Here is a 16,690-nt window from a genome sequence, read left to right as displayed (position 1 = left end):
GAGGACCGTCAGGCGAGCCGCTCGATCACCAGCGGCCCCGGGACGTGCGCCGTCCCCGCCGGCGCCACGTCGTACGCCCCCTCCAGCGAGGCGAGCGCGCGGTCGAACCGGGCCGGCTCGTCGGTGTGCAGCGTCAGCAGCGGGGCGCCCTCGACGACCTGGTCGCCGGGCCGGGCGTGCCACTCGACCCCGGCGCCGGCCTGGACGCTCGCGCCCTGGGTCGCCCGTCCGGCGCCCAGCCGCCAGGCGGCGGTGCCGACGGCGAGGGCGTCGAGCCGGGTGAGGACGCCCGTCGAGGGAGCCGCGACGACGTGGGTCTCGCGCGCGGTGGGCAGCGCGGCGTCCGGGTCCCCGCCCTGGGCCGCGACCATCGCCCGCCAGGTGTCCATCGCCCGCCCCGAGGCCAGCGCCTGCGCCGGGTCGACGTCGCCGCGGCCGGCCCCGGCCAGCATCTCCTGCGCCAGCGCCAGGGTCAGCTCGACGACGTCGGCGGGCCCGCCGCCGGCCAGCACCTCGACGGACTCGCGCACCTCGAGGGCGTTGCCCGCCGTCAGCCCCAGCGGGGTCGACATGTCGGTGAGCAGCGCGACCGTCCGCACGCCCGCGTCGGTCCCGAGCGCGACCATCGTCGAGGCCAGCTCGCGGGCCCGGTCCAGGTCCTTCATGAAGGCGCCGGTGCCGACCTTGACGTCGAGCACCAGCGACCCGGTGCCCTCGGCGATCTTCTTGCTCATGATCGAGGAGGCGATCAGCGGGACCGCCTCGACGGTGCCGGTGACGTCGCGCAGGGCGTAGAGCTTCTTGTCGGCCGGGGCGAGGCCGGCGCCCGCGGCGCACACCACGGCGCCGACGTCCTCGAGCTGGGCCAGGATCTCCTGGTTGGACAGCGACGCCCGCCAGCCGGGGATCGCCTCCAGCTTGTCCAGCGTGCCGCCGGTGTGGCCCAGGCCCCGGCCCGAGAGCTGTGGGACGGCCACGCCGCAGGCGGCGACCAGGGGCGCGAGCGGCAGGGTGATCTTGTCGCCGACGCCGCCGGTGGAGTGCTTGTCGGCCGTGGGTCGTGAGAGCGAGGAGAAGTCCATCCGCTCGCCGCTGGCGATCATCGCCGCGGTCCACCGGGCGATCTCCGCGCGGTCCATCCCGTTGAGCAGGATCGCCATCGCCAGCGCCGACATCTGCTCGTCCGCCACCTCGCCACGGGTGTACGCCGCCACCACCCAGTCGACCTGGCTGTCGGTGAGCCGGTGGCCGTCCCGCTTGGCGGTGATGACCTCGACGGCGTCGTGCTCGCTCACGGTGTCCTCCGGTGGGGTTCGCTGGGCTGGGCTGGCCTGGGATCGTCGGGAGCTCGTCGGGGGCTCGTCGGGGGCTCTGCGGGGCCTCCTCGGGGCCTCGTCGGGGGCCGGACCCGCTGAACCTACCCGCCCTGGCTCGCCCCGCCGCCCGCCCCGGCGGTGCTCACCCGGCACGCGTGCGTCCACGGACGGGCAGACGTACTGCGTAAGGTGGGGCCGTCCCGAGCGGCGTCACGCGCGCCCCACGGCGACCCGTCAGCCCCAGGACCGACCCGGAAGGCACCCGTGATCGCAGGCAGGTACTCCCTCGAGCGCGAGGTCGGACGAGGCGGCACCGGGGCGGTCTGGCTGGCGCGCGACGAGGTGCTCGGACGGTCCGTCGCGCTGAAGCGGATCGGCCTCCTGCCCGGGGTCGACCAGACCGACCTGGCCCGCGCCGAGCGCGAGGCCCGGCTCAGCGCGCGGCTGAACCACCCACACGTCGTCTCGGTCTTCGACGTCGTCACCGACCGCGAGACCGACACCCGCTGGCTGGTGATGGAGTACGTCGACGGGGTGACCCTCGCGCAGATGGTGCGCGAGCGCGGCCACCTCTCCCCCGACGAGGCCGCGCCGCTGCTCCAGCAGGTGTCCGACGCCCTGGCCGCCGCCCACGCCTCGGGGATCGTGCACCGCGACGTCAAGCCCTCCAACGTCCTGGTCGACCGGGTCGGCCGGGCCAAGCTCACCGACTTCGGGATCGCCCGGATCGCCACCGACGCCGCCCTCACCCAGACCGGGATGGTGACCGGCTCCCCGGCGTACCTCGCCCCCGAGGTGGCCACGGGCGGCCGCGGCGAGGAGTCCAGCGACGTCTGGTCCCTGGGGGCGACGCTGTTCCACCTGCTCGAGGGCCGGCCGCCGTACGACATGGGCGCCAACGTGCTGGGCGGGCTCTACCGGATGGTCAACGAGGAGCCCCCGCGGCCCCAGGACGCCGGCTGGATGACCCCGCTGGTCGAGTCCACGATGGTGCGCGACCCCGAGCTGCGGTGGACCATGCCGCAGGTCCGCGACTTCCTGGCCAGCCGCGGCCGGGACGCACCGGCGGTCCCCACGCCGACCCGGTCCGAGGCGGAGGCGCGGGGCGCGGCCACCGACGAGCCCACCGTGGCGATCGCCCCCGCAGCCGCCGCCGCGGCGGCAGCGGCCGCGGCGCGCGCCGACACCACCGCCGACACCCCCGCCCACGCCCCCGACGAACCGCCCGTGCAGATCGCCCCCACCCCGCCCGGCTCGGGCGGCGGCTCGGGCAGGTCGGGCCGGGGACGTGCGCCGCGTCGCGCCACCCGCGACCGCGCCGCCGCCGGGGGTGCCGCGTCGGCCCGTGCCGGGTCCCGGGGCCCCTCGACCCGTGCCCTGGTCGCCGGTGCGGCCCTGGTCGTGGTGCTCCTGATCGGCGGCTACGCGCTGCTCACCTCCGGCGGGTCCGGGGGCCCAGGGGGCTCGGCGGGCTCGTCGGGCTCGTCGGGGTCCCCCAGCCCGTCGGCCAGCGCCAGCGCCTCGTCGAGCCCCAGCGCCTCGGCCACGCCGACCCGCCCGACGGCCGCCGGCATGAAGTCGTTCATCTCCGACTACGTCCGCCTGACCGGCGAGGACCCCAGCAGGTCGTGGCAGCTGCTGACGCCGAAGTTCCAGCGCCAGAGCGGCGGCTTCGCGAGGTACCGCCAGTTCTGGGACTCCGCGTCCAACGGCCGCGTGCTCAGCATCCAGGCCAACCCGAGCGACCTGACGGTGAGCTACCAGGTGCGCTTCGACAACTTCGCCAACGGCCCCGGTCCGACCGTGCTGAAGCTGAAGTACACCGGCGGGAAGTACCTCATCGACGGCGAGTCCTCCAAGGGCTTCACCCCCGCCGGCTGACCGCGGCCGCCTCGTCGGTCCCGAGCCGGGCGAGGAGCTCCTCCCAGCGGGCCGCGATCCGCGGGGCGGCGTACTCCCGGGCGTCGCGCAGCGCCTGCTCGCCCAGGCGGGCGCGCAGGTCGGCGTCGGTGACCAGGCGCTCCAGCGCCGCCGTCATGCCCGCGAGGTCGCGACGCCCGACGAGGAGGCCGTTGAGCCCGTCGCGCACGATGTCGGACGGGCCCCGGGGGCAGTCCATCGCCACCAGCGGGAGCCCGGTGCTCATCGCCTCCAGCATCACCATCGGGAAGCCCTCGACCCGGGAGGCGGCGGCGAACACGTCGGCCTGCGCGAACGCACTCGCCAGGTCCCGGGTGTGGCCCTCGAGGTGCACCTGCGAGGTCAGCCCCTCGCGCTCGATGCGGCGCCGCACGACCGGCTCCAGGGGTCCGGTGCCGTGGATGTGCAGCTCCCAGTCGGGGTGGCGTCGGGCGACCGGGGCGAAGGCGCGGACCAGCCGCCCCATCCCCTTGCGGTGCACCAGGCGACCGGCCGCCACCACGACGCGCGGACCGGCGCGGTCGGCCTGGCGCGCCCGCGTCACCGAGGCGTCGAGCACCGGCCAGGCCAGCGGGTTGCAGATCGGGACCACCACCGTGGAGGTGCCGGCGAGGAGCTGCCCGTAGTCGACCGCGTCGCTGGGGGTCAGGGTCACCAGCGCGTCGAGGCCGCGGCGGCCGGCCTCGGTGATGAAGTCCAGCGTCCCCCGCTCCTCCAGGCGCGAGAGGTAGTTGAGGTGGTCCTGGCCGATCGTGCGCACCCCGGGCCGGGCGGCCCGCACCGCCGCGAGGTGCAGGACCGGACGGGTCGAGACCAGCACCCCCGAGCGCACCGAGCGCACCTTGCGCGCCACGACCACGTCGGTGAGCAGGCTCTGCCCCGGGAAGCCGCGCCCGTGCGCGATCCGGGACCGGCGCCGGGCCAGCAGCTCGACGAGCGCGCCCCGCGGCCGGCGACCCAGCGGGCGTGGGACACCGCCGGGGCGTGGCGGAGGACGTCCGAGCAGGTAGGTCACCCGGACCCGGTCCGAGACCGGGAAGGCCGGGCCCCCGCCGCGCCGGTAGAGCGAGATCACCTCGACCGGGTGCGTGCGCGACAGCTCGTCGGCCAGGGTCAGCACGGCCCGGCTCACCCCGTCGGCCGCATCGATGCAGTGGACCAGGAAGTGCACGGGACAGGACGACGTGGACATCGTCAGGGACGCTAGGACGACGCCCTGAACCGCCACTGACTCACCCCCGGACGAGCACCTCGCGGAAGCCGCGCAGCACGAAGGTGCCGCGGCTGACCGGGTCACCGGCCAGGGCCAGGTCGGGGAACCGCGCCAGCAGCAGGCCCAGGGACTCGACCAGCTCCATCCGCGCGAGCGGGGCGCCGAGGCAGAAGTGCAGGCCCGCTCCGAAGGCGAGGTGGGGGTTGGGGTCCCGGGCGGGGTCGAAGCGGTCGGCGTCGGCGAAGACCGCGGGGTCGCGGTTGGCCGAGCCCAGCAGGGCCGCGATGCGCTGCCCCTGCTCCACCACCACTCCCCCGACCTCGACGTCGGTGGTGGCGGTGCGCTCGAAGAGCTGGAGCGCGGAGTCGAAGCGGAGCATCTCCTCGACGGTGGGGGCGAGGTCGGCGGCCGGGGCCCGTCCCGAGCGCAGCAGCGAGACCAGGCCGTTGCCGAACACGTTGACCGACGCCTCGTGACCGGCGTTGAGCAGCAGCACCACCGCGGCGACCAGCTCGGTCGGGCTGAGGCCGGCGGAGAGCAGGTCGGTGGTCAGGTCGGCGCCCGGGTGGGTGCGCCGGTGGGCCACGTGGTCCTCGACCAGGGCGGCGAACTCCCGCGAGGCCGTCACCGCGGCGGCCACCACCTCGGTCGAGGGGGCCGGCTCGTACATCCGCACGATCGCCTGGGACCAGGCGCGCAGGGACGGCACGTCGCCGCCCTCGAGCCCGATCAGCTCGGCGATGACCAGGACGGGCAGCGGCTCGGCGTACGCCCCCAGGACGTCGAAGGGGCCCGTGCCCACCTCCCCGAGCAGGTCGGTCGCGAGCGCGCGGACCCGGGGCCGCAGGCGCTCGACGTGGCCGCGGTTGAACGCCCCCGACACGGCCCGGCGCAGCCGGGTGTGCTCGGGCGGCTCGTTCTCCATCATCTGGTGGCGGTGCAGCAGGTTGAACGGCTCCAGGGCGGCCGCGGGCTCGCGGTCGCGCCAGAGCCGACCCAGGCGCCGGTCGCGCAGCACCGCCCCGGCCGCGCCGTGGGTGAACGCCAGCCAGGTCCCGCTGGGCTCGTGCCAGGCCACCCCTCCCGAGGGGGCCAGCCGGTCCCGCTCCCGCGCGAACCACGGGTAGGGATCGGCCACGACCTCGGGCGAGGTCAGGTCGATCGTCGTGGTCGGTCGTCCGCCCTCGTGCCCCGCCGTCGTCACGTGGTCTGCTCCTCACTCGTCGGGATGCCGCCACCCCGGCCCGGTTCGTGGACGCCCGGCCGCGGTGGTGCTTGGCTCTCTTCCAGCTCGCACGACGTCCGTCGCGCGACCTTCTCGGGCCCCCGCTCCGCGGTACGCCCCACCCACCGGGAGACAGCATGATCCAGCGACGCCACCTCACCACCCTCGGGGGGCTCACCGCCGCCCTCGTCACCGCCACCACCCTGGCCTCGGTCCCCGCCGCCGACGCCGCGTCGACCACCCGCTGCCAGCGCGGCAGCGGGATGGAGGCCGGCCGCTGCTTCACGCGGTCGACGGTGTACCGCCACCTGTCCGTGGCCGAGGCCGTGCCACTGGTCAACAACTCGTCCCGCACGATCACGGCCCACTGCTCCTTCACCCGCACCGTCAGCCGCAGCATGTCGGCGGGCGCCGACCTGGGCTACGAGGCCAAGGTGACCATCGAGGGACTCGTCGACGCCGGGACCTCCCTGACGCTGCACATGTCGGTCAGCCAGACCGCCTCCCAGGCCTCCACGGCCGGGGCGTCGGTGCGGCTGCGGCCGCACCAGCGGGTGACCTGCCAGCGCACCTACGGCTACGTCACCTCGAGGATCAAGGACCACAGCTGGTGGGGCGGGACCGGCGCCCACCCGGGCTCGCGCACGGTCTACCGCACCGCGAACATCCCGTCCTACCTGGGCGTGCGGGTGGTCGACTGACCAGACGTCGTCGGCCCCGGCACGCCGCGCTTACGCGAGGTCGTCGGGGCCGAACGCATCCGGGAGCACCTCGTCCATCCGGCGCACGCCGGAGACCGTCATCAGCAGCAGCTCGCGGCCGCCGTTCTCGAACAGGAGCTGGCGGCACCGGCCGCACGGCATGATCACTGCGCCGCCGCCGTTGACGCACACGAAGTGGGTCAACCGGCCGCCGCCGGTGAGGTGCAGCTGGGAGACCAGGCCGCACTCGGCGCACAGGGCCACGCCGTACGCCGCGTTCTCGACGTTGCAGCCTGCCACCGTGCGGCCGTCGTCGACCCGGGCGGCGGCGCCGACGGCGAAGCGGGAGTACGGCGCGTAGGCGTGCGTGGCCGCCTCGTCCGCGACGGCCCGCAGGGCGTCCCAGTCGAACGAACCCTCCTGGTCGGTCATCCGGCGGAGCCCTTGCGGTAGACCTGCCCGTCGGCCGCCGGCATCCGCAGGCGTTGGGAGGCCAGCGCGAGGACCAGCAGCGTCGTGACGTACGGCGCCATGGTGGTGAACTCGCGGGGGATGTCGTCGGTGAGCAGGTACCAGACCAGGAACGCCGCACCGAAGACCACGGCGGCCACGGCCTGCACGAGGCGGCGCCGCACGACCTGGAAGACCGCCACGGCGATCAGCAGCAGGGCCAGGAACAGCAGCAGCGCGTGCACCGAGACCGTGCCCTGGCGGAACGGCAGCGCCTGGGTGTAGCCGAACAGCGTCGAGCCCATGAACAGCCCGCCGGGGCGCCAGTTGCCGAAGATCATCGCCGCCAGGCCGATGTAGCCGCGGTTGTTGGTCTGCCCGACCTGGAAGCCGGAGCTGGAGACCATCGAGAGCAGCGCGCCGCCGAAGCCGGCCAGCCCGCCCGAGATCAGGATCGCGACGATCTTGTAGCGGTAGACGTTGACGCCCAGCGACTCCGCCGCCGCCGGGGACTCACCGCACGAGCGCAGCCGCAGGCCGAACCGGGTGCGCCAGAGCACCCACCAGGTGCCGACGAACAGCAGCAGGCCCAGGACGACCAGCGAGGACAGGTTGCGGGTGAACATCTCGACCACCGAGGCCAGGTCGGAGAGCAGGAACCAGTGCTTGGCCTCGAGCGTGTTGGCCGGGTCGGCGATGAAGGGGATGTCGATCGTGAACGGCGTGGGCAGCGGCGGCGACTGGGTCGGACCGCCGCCGTCGAGGTCGCTGAACCACAGCTCGGCCAGGAAGCCCGAGACGCCGGCGGCGATGATGTTGATCGCGACGCCGGAGACCACGTGGTCGACCCCGAAGACCACGGTGGCCAGCGCGTGGAGCGCGCCACCGACCACACCCAGCAGGGTCGCGCCGAGGACGCCGGCGACCACGCCGTAGTGGTAGCCGAAGTAGCCGGCCCCCAGCGTGCCCATGATCATCATGCCCTCGAGGCCGATGTTGACCACGCCGGCACGTTCGGACCACAGCCCGCCCAGGCCGGCGAGCGCGATCGGCATCAGGGCGGTCAGCGTGACCGTCAGCGTGCCCGAGGAGGTCAGCTCGTCGGCGCCGCTGATCACCCGCACCAGGCACAGCAGCACGAAGCCGCCGAGCAGGAGCAGGGAGAAGGTCAGGCGGCGGCTGCGTCGCTCCGCGGACGAGGAGCGCCCGCCGGTCGCGGGAGCCACCGGGTGCGCGGTGCTGGCGGCGCTCACGACGTCGCCTCCTGCCGCGCCGGACCGGCGGGTCGTTCGCGGTCCAGCTGGGCGGCCACCTGGGCCTGCTCGGCCCGGGCCCGGTAGCGACGCACGACCTCGTAGGCGATCACCACGGCGATCACGATCACGCCCTGGGTCACCTCGATGATGTCGGGCGAGACGCCGGCGAGGATGTTGAGCAGGGTGGCCTGCTGGGACAGGAACGCGAAGATCAGGGCGCCGAAGGCGATCCCGACCGGGGTGTTGCGGCCCAGCAGCGCCACGGCGATGCCGGTGAAGCCCAGGCCGGTCTGGAACGAGGACCCGTAGTTGTAGGAGTCGGAGAACATCACCGGCAGCCCGATCAGGGCCGCGACCGCACCCGAGAGCAGCATCGAGATCACGACCATCTTCTTGACGTCCACGCCGCTGGCGACCGCCGCGCTCTCCGAGGCGCCGGCGGCGCGCAGGTCGAAGCCGAAGCGGGTCCGGTTGAGCAGGACCCAGAAGCCCACGCCGACCACGACGGCCAGCAGCGAGAGCCCGTAGACCTCGGTCGGGCTGTCGGAGAACACCTTGAGGGTGCCCACGCGGGTGCCCTCGGGCATCGTGCGGGTGTTGGTCGCGTTGCCGTTGTTGACCCCGATGCGGCGGATCAGGAAGCCGATCAGCGAGCCCGCGATCGCGTTGAGCATGATCGTGGAGATCACCTCGCTGACGCCGCGGTAGGAGCGCAGCACGCCGGCGATCCCGGCCCAGGCCGCGCCGACCAGCATCGCGACCAGGATCGCGCCGACCGTGTTGAGCGCCCCGGGCAGCCAGGCCTGGCCGGCGAAGGCGCCGGCCGCGAGCCCGGCGAGGCGGTACTGGCCCTCGACGCCGATGTTGAACAGGTTCATCCGGAAGCCGATCGCCGCGGCCACGCCGGAGAGGTAGAGCAGCGCGGTCTGGTTCACGATGCTGACCAGGTTGCGGTGCTCGGGGACCGAGAGCATCACCCGCCAGAAGGCACCGACGTCGTCGCCGGTGACCAGGAGGACCAGGGTGGCGACCAGCCCGGCGACGACGAGGGCCAGGACCGGCCCGGCGAGGGCGACCAGCACCCGGCGTACGACGTTCACTCCGCGTCTCCTGCTCCGGTCATGGCCGAGCCCAGCTCCTGGGGCGTGACCGTGCGGGGGTCGAAGGTGCCCACGAGGCGACCCCGCAGCAGCACCCGGATGGTGTCCGAGAGGCCGATCAGCTCGTCGAGGTCGGCCGAGACCAGCAGCACGGCCAGGCCGGCGCGGCGGGCGGCCTTGACGTGGCCCCAGATCTGGGCCTGGGCGCCGACGTCGACGCCACGGGTCGGGTGGGAGGCCATCAGCAGGACGGGGTCGCCGCTCATCTCGCGACCCACGATGAACTTCTGCTGGTTGCCGCCCGAGAGCGCGCGAGCCGTGGTGTCGATGCCCGGCGTGCGGACGTCGTACTCCTCCACGATCCGCTGGGAGTCGCGGCGCGAGCCGCGCACGCTGAGCCACCCGCGGCGGGCGGCCGGCGGACGGGTCTGGTGGCCCAGGATGCGGTTCTCCCACAGCGGGGAGTCCAGCAGCACGCCGTGGCGGTGCCGGTCCTCGGGGACGTAGCCGATGCCGGCCTCGCGGCGCCGCCGGGTGGACCAGCCGGAGACGTCCTCCCCCGCCAGCGTGACCGTGCCGGCGGCGGCGTGGCGCATGCCCATCAGGGTCTCGACCAGCTCGGCCTGGCCGTTGCCCTCGACGCCGGCGATCCCGAGCACCTCACCGGCGTGGATCTCCAGGTCGATGTCGGCCAGCTCGGCGCGGCCGGCGGCGTCGCGCAGCTCCAGGCCGCGCACGGAGAGCAGCACCCGGTCGGTGACCGTGGACTCCTCGGTGCTCGGGGAGGGCAGCTGGCTGCCCACCATCAGCTCGGCCAGCTGACGCGCGTCGACGTCGCGCGGGGAGACCGACGCGACGGTGGTGCCGCGGCGCATGACGGTGATGGCGTCGGCGACGTCGAGCACCTCGTCGAGCTTGTGGGAGATGAAGACCAGCGTGCAGCCCTGGTCCTTGAGCTGGCGCAGGTTCGCGAACAGCGCGTCGACCTCCTGCGGCACCAGCACGGCCGTGGGCTCGTCGAGGATGATGATGCTCGCGCCGCGGTAGAGGACCTTGAGGATCTCCACCCGCTGGCGGGCGCCGACCCCGAGCTCCTCGACCAGCTCGTCGGGGTCGAGGTCGAAGCCGTAGCGCTGCGAGAGCCGGAGGATCTCCTCGCGGGCGGCGTCGCCGATCCCGTGCAGCTTCTCCGCGCCCAGGGTGACGTTCTCCAGGACGGTGAGGTTGTCGGCCAGCATGAAGTGCTGGAAGACCATGCCGATCCCCTGCGCGATCGCGTCGGCGGGGGTGGCGAAGGTGACCGGGGTGCCGTTGACGCTGATGGTGCCGTCGTCGGGCTTCTGCACGCCGTACAGGATCTTCATCAGGGTCGACTTGCCGGCGCCGTTCTCCCCCACGAGCGCGTGGATGGTGCCGGCGGCGATGGTGACGTCGACGTCGTGGTTGGCCACGACCCCGGGGAAGCGCTTGCCGATGCCGCGCAGCTCGATCGCGGCAGCCTTCTCGGACGGCGCGGGCGAGCCCGCCGCCGGGTCCACGGTCGTGGTCACGGGTGGCTCCTGACTGCTGGGCGTGACTGCTGGGCGGGTCCGTCCTGACGACTCGCCGGACGCACCCGACGTCCGGGCGACACGCTAGCGCGTCGCCCGGACGTCGGTCGTGGTCCCCGGTGCGGGGGCCCGGTGCTGCTGGGGTGCTACTTGACCTGCTTGGGGTCCGTGGGGACCTTGATCTGGCCGCTCTTGATCTTCGCGGCCGCCGCGTCGAGCTTGGACTTGATGTCGTCGACGTAGCCGCCCGAGGTGGCGTAGCCGACCCCGTCGTTCTTCAGGTCGTAGGTAACGAAGCCCGGCTTCAGGCTGCCGTCCGCGAACGTCTTGACCTCGTCGTACACCGAGGTGTCGATGCGCTTGAGGGCCGAGGTCAGGATGTGGCTGCGCTGCGACTTGGGGGCCGAGAGCCACTGATCCTTGTCGACGCCGATGGCCCACTTGCCGGCCCCGGCGGCGGTCGCCGCCTGGATCACGCCGAGACCCGACTTGCCGGCGGCGTGGAAGACGATGTCCGCCCCGCCCTCGAACATGGCCGAGGCCGCGTCCTTGCCGCCCGTGGGGTTCTCGTACGCCGTCTGGGCGTCGTTGGAGTCCTGGGTGAGGTACTGGACGTCGACCTTGATCTTGGGGTCGACCGACGCGACACCGGCACGGAAGCCGGCCTCGAACGGGCCGATGACCTGGCCGGGGACGCCGCCGACGAAGCCGACGTGCTTGGACTTGGTCTTCAGACCGGCGGCGACGCCGACGAGGTAGGAGCCCTCGTTGGCGGCGAAGCTGAGGTCGGAGAGGTTGCTCAGCGGCGTCTTGGGGATGGTGCTGGCGTAGCCGTCGATGACCGCGAACTTGGTCTTCGGGTTCTCCGCCGCCACCTTGGCCGCGGCCGGGGAGTAGAGGTAGCCCACCGCGATGACGGGGTTGTAGCCGCCCTCGGCGAGCGTGCGCAGGCGCTCGGCCCGCACGGTGTCGTTGTCGTCGGTGGTGGCCTTGGCCTCGATGCAGGTGGCCTTGAGGTCCTTCACGGCCTTCTCCAGGCCCTGGTAGGCGGAGTCGTTGAACGACTGGTCGCCGCGCCCGCCGACGTCGTAGGCGACGCCGACCTTGGGTCCGCTGCCCTTCGCGGTCTTGCAGACGTCGTTGGAGGCGGACGAGCCGCTCCCCCCGGTCTTGCCGTTGCTGCTGCCGCAGCCGGCGAGCGCGAGGGCGCCCACCAGCACTGCTGTCGCGATCTTGCCTGACCTGCGCAAGATGCCTCCTCGGTCTCCTGGGTGCCCCTGGCCGGCACGTCCTGCCCGCACCCTAAGCGAGCCGGAGGCGCCGACCTACCAGGTCAGGGTCGCGCGCGCGAACCGTTACGCGTCGGTGACCTCGGGGTCCGCCTGGACCCCGGTGGGCCCGCTCGCCCGGGGGGTCGGGGACAGCAGCGCCTCGACCGCCGCGACCGCCAGAAGGCGCGCGCCGACCCCGACGGCGCGCTCGTCGATGCGCAGGTCCCCCTGGTGGAGGTCGTACGTCGGCCCGCCCGGCGTGCGCGTCCCGAGCCGGGCCATCGCGCCGGGGACGGCGTCGACGTACCACGCGAAGTCCTCGCCGCCCAGGCTCTGCGCCGTGGCCACGCGGCCCTCGACACCCAGGACCTGCTCGACGGCCCGCCCGAGCAGCGCGGTCGACCGGGGCTCGTTGACCACCGGGGGCACGCCGCGCACGTAGCGGATGGTCGGCACCACGCCGTAGGGCTCGACGATCTGGGCCACGGTGTCGCTGATCAACCGCTCGGCCTCGCGCCAGGCCACGACGTCGAGCATCCGCACCGTGCCGCCGGCGCGCCCGGTGCTGGGGATGACGTTGACGGCCTGGCCCGCGGTCACGACGCCCCACACGATGCTGACCCCGGCCCGCGGGTCGAGGCGGCGGGACAGCACGGCGGGCAGCTCGGTGACCAGCTTGCCCAGGGCGAAGGTGAGGTCGTGGGTCAGGTGGGGGCGGCTGGTGTGGCCGCCGCGACCGGTCAGGACCACGTCGAGCTGGTCGGCGGCACCGGTCAGCGGGCCCTCGCGCAGGCCGACCGTGCCGACGTCGATCGAGGGGTCGGCGTGCAGGCCGAAGATGCGGTCCACCCCGTCCAAGGCTCCGGCGGAGATCGCCATCAGGGCTCCCCCGGGCATGACCTCCTCGGCCGGCTGGAAGACCAGCCGCACGCGGCCCGGGAGCCGGTCGGCGACGTCGGCCAGGGCCAGGCCGGCGCCCAGCAGCGCGGTGGTGTGCAGATCGTGGCCGCAGGCGTGGGCGGCGCCCGGCACGGTGCTGGCCCAGGGGTCGCCCGTGCGGTCCTCCACCGGCAGCGCGTCGAGGTCGGCCCGCAGCGCGACGACGGGACCGGGGCCGGTGCCGACCTCGACCAGCAGACCGCCGCGCTCCATCGGGCGGACCGTCAGACCCGCGTGCTCGAGGTGCTTGGCCACCACCCGCGCCGTGCGGGACTCGTGCCACGACAGCTCGGGGTGGGCGTGCAGGTCGCGCCGTACCTCGACGAGCAGCTCCTCGCGCCCGGTGACGCCGGACTGCACGGCGGCGACGAGGTCGGCCGCCTGCGGAGCCGTCCCGGCACCCTGCGGGGCACCGGGTGGGGGGACGGCGGAGGAGGTCACTCGGGCAAGGCTATCGCTCACCCTCGTCGTAGGCGGCCAGGAGCCGGTCGGCGGCCAGCGGGGCGGTGGTCGCGCCGGACAGCAGCTCCCGGCGTACCTCCTCGCGGATCGCCCGCACGCCGGGCGACCTCCGCAGGCGCTGGGCCAGCTCGTCGCGCACCAGCGCCCAGGTGAACTCGAGCTGCTGCTCGGCGCGCTTGCGGGCGAGGCCGTCGGCGCCCATCGAGTCGCGGTGGGCCAGCACGCGGTCCCAGACCTCGTCCACGCCGACGCCGTGCAGCGCCGAGCAGGTGAGCACCGGCGGGGCCCAGCCCTGTCCGGAGTGCACCAGCCGCAGCGCCCCGGCCAGCTCGCGCGCGGCGACCCGGGCCTCGGCCTGCCGGTCGGTCCCCCGGCCCCGGCCGCCGCCCTCGGGACCCTCGGGGCCCTCGGGGTCGGGGTCGGCCTTGTTGACCGCGATCACGTCGGCGATCTCCAGGATCCCCTTCTTGATCCCCTGGAGCTGGTCGCCGGTGCGGGCCAGGGTCAGGAAGCAGAACGTGTCCACCATCCCGGCGACCGTGACCTCCGACTGCCCGACCCCGACGGTCTCCACGAGCACCACGTCGAAGCCGGCCGCCTCGAGCACGATCATCGCCTGGGTCGTCGCCCGCGCGACGCCGCCGAGGGTGCCGGCGGTCGGCGAGGGGCGGATGTACGCCGAGGGGTCGGTCGCCAGGCGCGCCATCCGGGTCTTGTCGCCGAGCACCGACCCGCCCGTGCGCACCGAGGAGGGGTCGACAGCGAGCACACCCACGCGCAGCCCCTGACCGGTCAGGTGGGCGCCGAGCGCCTCGATGAAGGTCGACTTGCCGACCCCGGGGACCCCGGAGATCCCGACCCGCACGGTGTCGGTGCGCGCCCGCACCGCGAGCTCGCCGACCAGGTCGCGCGCCAGCAGCCGGTGGTCCTCCCGCGAGGACTCCACCAGCGTGATGGCCCGCGAGATCGACGCCCGTCGCCCGGCCAGCACGCCCTCGACCAGCCGCGCGACGTCCGGCCCGCGGTGCTGCTGGTCGTTCGAGCCTGCGGAGACCACCCGCTCAGGCCCGCGTCGGGTGACCCAGCTGCGCCGCGAGCTGGCGGAGGAGGTCGAGCGCGGCCTCGGCGATGACGGTGCCGGGCGGGAAGACCGCGGCGGCGCCCATCTCCTTGAGGGTCGGGACGTCGTCGGGCGGGATCACACCGCCCACGACGACCATCACGTCCTCGGCACCGAGCTCGGCCAGGGCGGCCTGGAGCTCGGGCACCAGCGTGAGGTGGCCGGCGGCGAGCGAGTTGACCCCGACCACGTGCACGTCGGCGTCGACCGCCTGCTGCGCGACCTCCTCGGGGGTCGAGAACAGCGGCCCCACGTCGACGTCGAAGCCGAGGTCGGCGAACGCGCTCACGATGACCTTCTGGCCGCGGTCGTGGCCGTCCTGGCCCATCTTGGCGACCAGGATGCGCGGGCGGCGGCCCTCGTCCTCGGCGAACTGCTCGGTCGCGGCGAGCACCGCCTCGACGGCCTCGTTGACCCGGCCGTCCTGGGTGGACTCGCGCTTGTACACCCCCGAGATCGTACGGATCACGGCCTGGTGCCGGCCGTAGACCTTCTCCAGCGCCTCGGAGATCTCCCCGACCGTGGCCTTGGCGTGCGCGGCCTCGACGGCCAGGGCCAGCAGGTTGCCGCCCGCGCTGGTCGCCTCCGACCCGCGCTGGGCCCCCGCGTCGGCGGCCTTGGTCAGGGCCTCCAGGGCGCGGTCCACGTCGTCCTGCGAGCGCTCGGCGCGCAGCCGCTCCAGCTTGTCGAGCTGCTGGCGGTAGACGCTGGCGTTGTCGACCCGGAGCACGTCGAGACGGTCCTCGTCGGCCAGGCGGTAGGTGTTGACGCCGATCAGCTTCTGGGCCCCGGAGTCCAGCCGCGCCTGCGTGCGCGCGGCGGCCTCCTCGATGCGCATCTTGGGCAGCCCCTCCTCGATCGCCCGGGCCATGCCGCCGGCCTCCTCGGCCTCGGTGATGTGGGCCCAGGCCTTCTCGGCGAGGTCGTGGGTGAGCCGCTCGACGTAGTAGGAGCCGCCCCACGGGTCGATCGTCCCGGTCGTGCCGGACTCCTGCTGGAGCAGCAGCTGGGTGTTGCGCGCGATCCGGGCCGAGAAGTCGGTCGGCAGCGCGATCGCCTCGTCGAGGGCGTTGGTGTGCAGCGACTGCGTGTGGCCCTGGGTCGCGGCCATCGCCTCGATGCAGGTGCGCTGCACGTTGTTGAACACGTCCTGGGCGGTCAGCGACCAGCCGGAGGTCTGGCTGTGGGTGCGCAGCGAGAGCGACTTGGGGTTCTGCGGCTCGAACTGCGCGACCAGGCGGGCCCACAGCGCGCGGGCGGCGCGGAGCTTGGCGACCTCCATGAAGAAGTTCATCCCGATGGCCCAGAAGAAGGAGAGCCGCGGGGCGAACTGGTCGATGGTCAGGCCGGCGTCGAGGCCCGCGCGGATGTACTCCACCCCGTCGGCCAGGGTGTAGGCCAGCTCGAGGTCGGCCGTCGCCCCGGCCTCCTGGATGTGGTAGCCCGAGATCGAGATCGAGTTGAACCGGGGCATCCGCTGCGAGGTGTAGGCGAAGATGTCGCTGATGATCCGCATGCTCGGCTGCGGCGGGTAGATGTAGGTGTTGCGGACCATGAACTCCTTGAGGATGTCGTTCTGGATCGTCCCCGTGAGCTGCTCCGGCTTCACCCCCTGCTCCTCGGCGGCGGCGATGTAGAGCGCCATCACCGGCAGCACGGCGCCGTTCATGGTCATCGAGACCGACATCTCCTCCAGCGGGATGCCGTCGAAGAGCTGCCGGGCGTCGTAGATCGAGTCGATCGCGACGCCGGCCATCCCCACGTCGCCCTTGACCCGCGGGTGGTCGGAGTCGTAGCCGCGGTGGGTCGCGAGGTCGAAGGCGACCGAGAGGCCCTTCTGACCGGCCGCGAGGTTGCGCCGGTAGAAGGCGTTGGACTCCTCGGCGGTCGAGAACCCGGCGTACTGGCGCACCGTCCAGGGCTGGGTGGTGTACATCGTCGGGTAGGGCCCGCGCAGGAAGGGCGCGAGACCGGGGTAGGTGTCCAGGGCGTCGAGGCCCTCGAGGTGCTCGGGGCCGTAGACCGGCAGGATCCCGATCCCCTCGGGCGACTCCCAGGTCTCCCCCTGCACCTGCTCGACCGCGGCGACCTCGCCGGCCAGCGGCAGCCCCGCGAAGCTCTCCGGAACGCTCATGCGGGGCCCCCGCGGAAGCGTGCGTCGTGCGAG

The 16,690-nt window shown here is 73.8% G+C and carries 13 protein-coding genes; 2 read left to right on the top strand and 11 right to left on the bottom strand.

Going from position 1 to position 16,690, the window contains the following annotated elements; translation table 11 throughout:
* Positions 1-8 precede the first annotated feature (8 nt).
* Positions 9-1,295 (bottom strand): thymidine phosphorylase, encoded by a 1,287-nt coding sequence (locus tag ACYVDA_RS04985; RefSeq protein WP_460815544.1) that lies wholly within the window; start codon positions 1,293-1,295, stop codon positions 9-11.
* Between the two features lie 285 nt (positions 1,296-1,580).
* Between ACYVDA_RS04985 and ACYVDA_RS04980 the strand changes: the two genes are divergently transcribed.
* The gene (locus ACYVDA_RS04980) at positions 1,581-3,197 is read left to right on the top strand and encodes a serine/threonine-protein kinase (protein WP_460815542.1); all 1,617 of its coding nucleotides are present in this window, start codon (positions 1,581-1,583) and stop codon (positions 3,195-3,197) included.
* Here ACYVDA_RS04980 and ACYVDA_RS04975 read toward each other — a convergent pair.
* Both ACYVDA_RS04975 and ACYVDA_RS04970 read right to left on the bottom strand, forming a co-directional pair.
* Entirely contained in the window at positions 3,181-4,428 is a 1,248-nt protein-coding gene (locus ACYVDA_RS04975) for a glycosyltransferase (RefSeq protein ID WP_460815539.1), read from the bottom strand. The two genes, ACYVDA_RS04980 and ACYVDA_RS04975, sit on opposite strands and share 17 nt — an antisense overlap.
* Positions 4,429-4,468: 40 nt before the next feature.
* The gene (locus ACYVDA_RS04970; RefSeq protein WP_460815537.1) at positions 4,469-5,653 is read right to left on the bottom strand and encodes a cytochrome P450; all 1,185 of its coding nucleotides are present in this window, start codon (positions 5,651-5,653) and stop codon (positions 4,469-4,471) included.
* 158 nt (positions 5,654-5,811) lie between these two features.
* Between ACYVDA_RS04970 and ACYVDA_RS04965 the strand changes: the two genes are divergently transcribed.
* On the top strand, positions 5,812-6,375 hold the full coding sequence (locus ACYVDA_RS04965) for a hypothetical protein (RefSeq protein ID WP_460815535.1): 564 nt from the start codon (positions 5,812-5,814) through the stop codon (positions 6,373-6,375).
* 30 nt (positions 6,376-6,405) lie between these two features.
* On the opposite strand, the gene ACYVDA_RS04960 is transcribed toward ACYVDA_RS04965, so the two are convergent.
* From ACYVDA_RS04960 to scpA, 8 genes are all read right to left on the bottom strand, one after another.
* Positions 6,406-6,807: a cytidine deaminase gene (locus tag ACYVDA_RS04960; RefSeq protein ID WP_460815531.1), complete on the bottom strand. Its 402-nt coding sequence runs from the start codon at positions 6,805-6,807 to the stop codon at positions 6,406-6,408.
* Complete coding sequence (locus tag ACYVDA_RS04955; RefSeq protein ID WP_460815528.1) at positions 6,804-8,078, bottom strand: ABC transporter permease; 1,275 nt, start codon at positions 8,076-8,078, stop codon at positions 6,804-6,806. Before ACYVDA_RS04955 ends, ACYVDA_RS04960 begins: the two co-directional genes overlap by 4 nt.
* Positions 8,075-9,181: an ABC transporter permease gene (locus ACYVDA_RS04950; protein WP_460815526.1), complete on the bottom strand. Its 1,107-nt coding sequence runs from the start codon at positions 9,179-9,181 to the stop codon at positions 8,075-8,077. The genes ACYVDA_RS04955 and ACYVDA_RS04950 overlap by 4 nt, the downstream gene beginning before the upstream one ends.
* Positions 9,178-10,731 carry an ABC transporter ATP-binding protein gene (locus tag ACYVDA_RS04945; RefSeq protein WP_460815523.1) on the bottom strand — a complete coding sequence of 518 codons (1,554 nt, stop codon included), beginning with the start codon at positions 10,729-10,731 and terminating at the stop codon, positions 9,178-9,180. Before ACYVDA_RS04945 ends, ACYVDA_RS04950 begins: the two co-directional genes overlap by 4 nt.
* A 146-nt stretch (positions 10,732-10,877) precedes the next feature.
* Positions 10,878-11,981, bottom strand: coding sequence for a BMP family lipoprotein (locus ACYVDA_RS04940; protein ID WP_460815520.1), 1,104 nt, complete (start codon positions 11,979-11,981; stop codon positions 10,878-10,880).
* A gap of 105 nt (positions 11,982-12,086) precedes the next feature.
* Positions 12,087-13,382 (bottom strand): amidohydrolase, encoded by a 1,296-nt coding sequence (locus ACYVDA_RS04935; RefSeq protein ID WP_460815517.1) that lies wholly within the window; start codon positions 13,380-13,382, stop codon positions 12,087-12,089.
* Positions 13,383-13,392: 10 nt separating this feature from the next.
* A complete protein-coding gene (meaB, locus tag ACYVDA_RS04930) occupies positions 13,393-14,460 on the bottom strand; it encodes a methylmalonyl Co-A mutase-associated GTPase MeaB (protein ID WP_460815515.1) in 1,068 nt (355 codons plus the stop codon).
* A gap of 4 nt (positions 14,461-14,464) precedes the next feature.
* A complete protein-coding gene (gene scpA, locus ACYVDA_RS04925) occupies positions 14,465-16,657 on the bottom strand; it encodes a methylmalonyl-CoA mutase (protein ID WP_460815512.1) in 2,193 nt (730 codons plus the stop codon).
* Between the last annotated feature and the right edge of the window lie 33 nt (positions 16,658-16,690).

It is taken from the genome of Nocardioides korecus (genome assembly GCF_054778395.1).
Note: the sequence above shows the minus strand (reverse complement) of the source record. Positions and strands in the feature narration are given on the sequence as shown.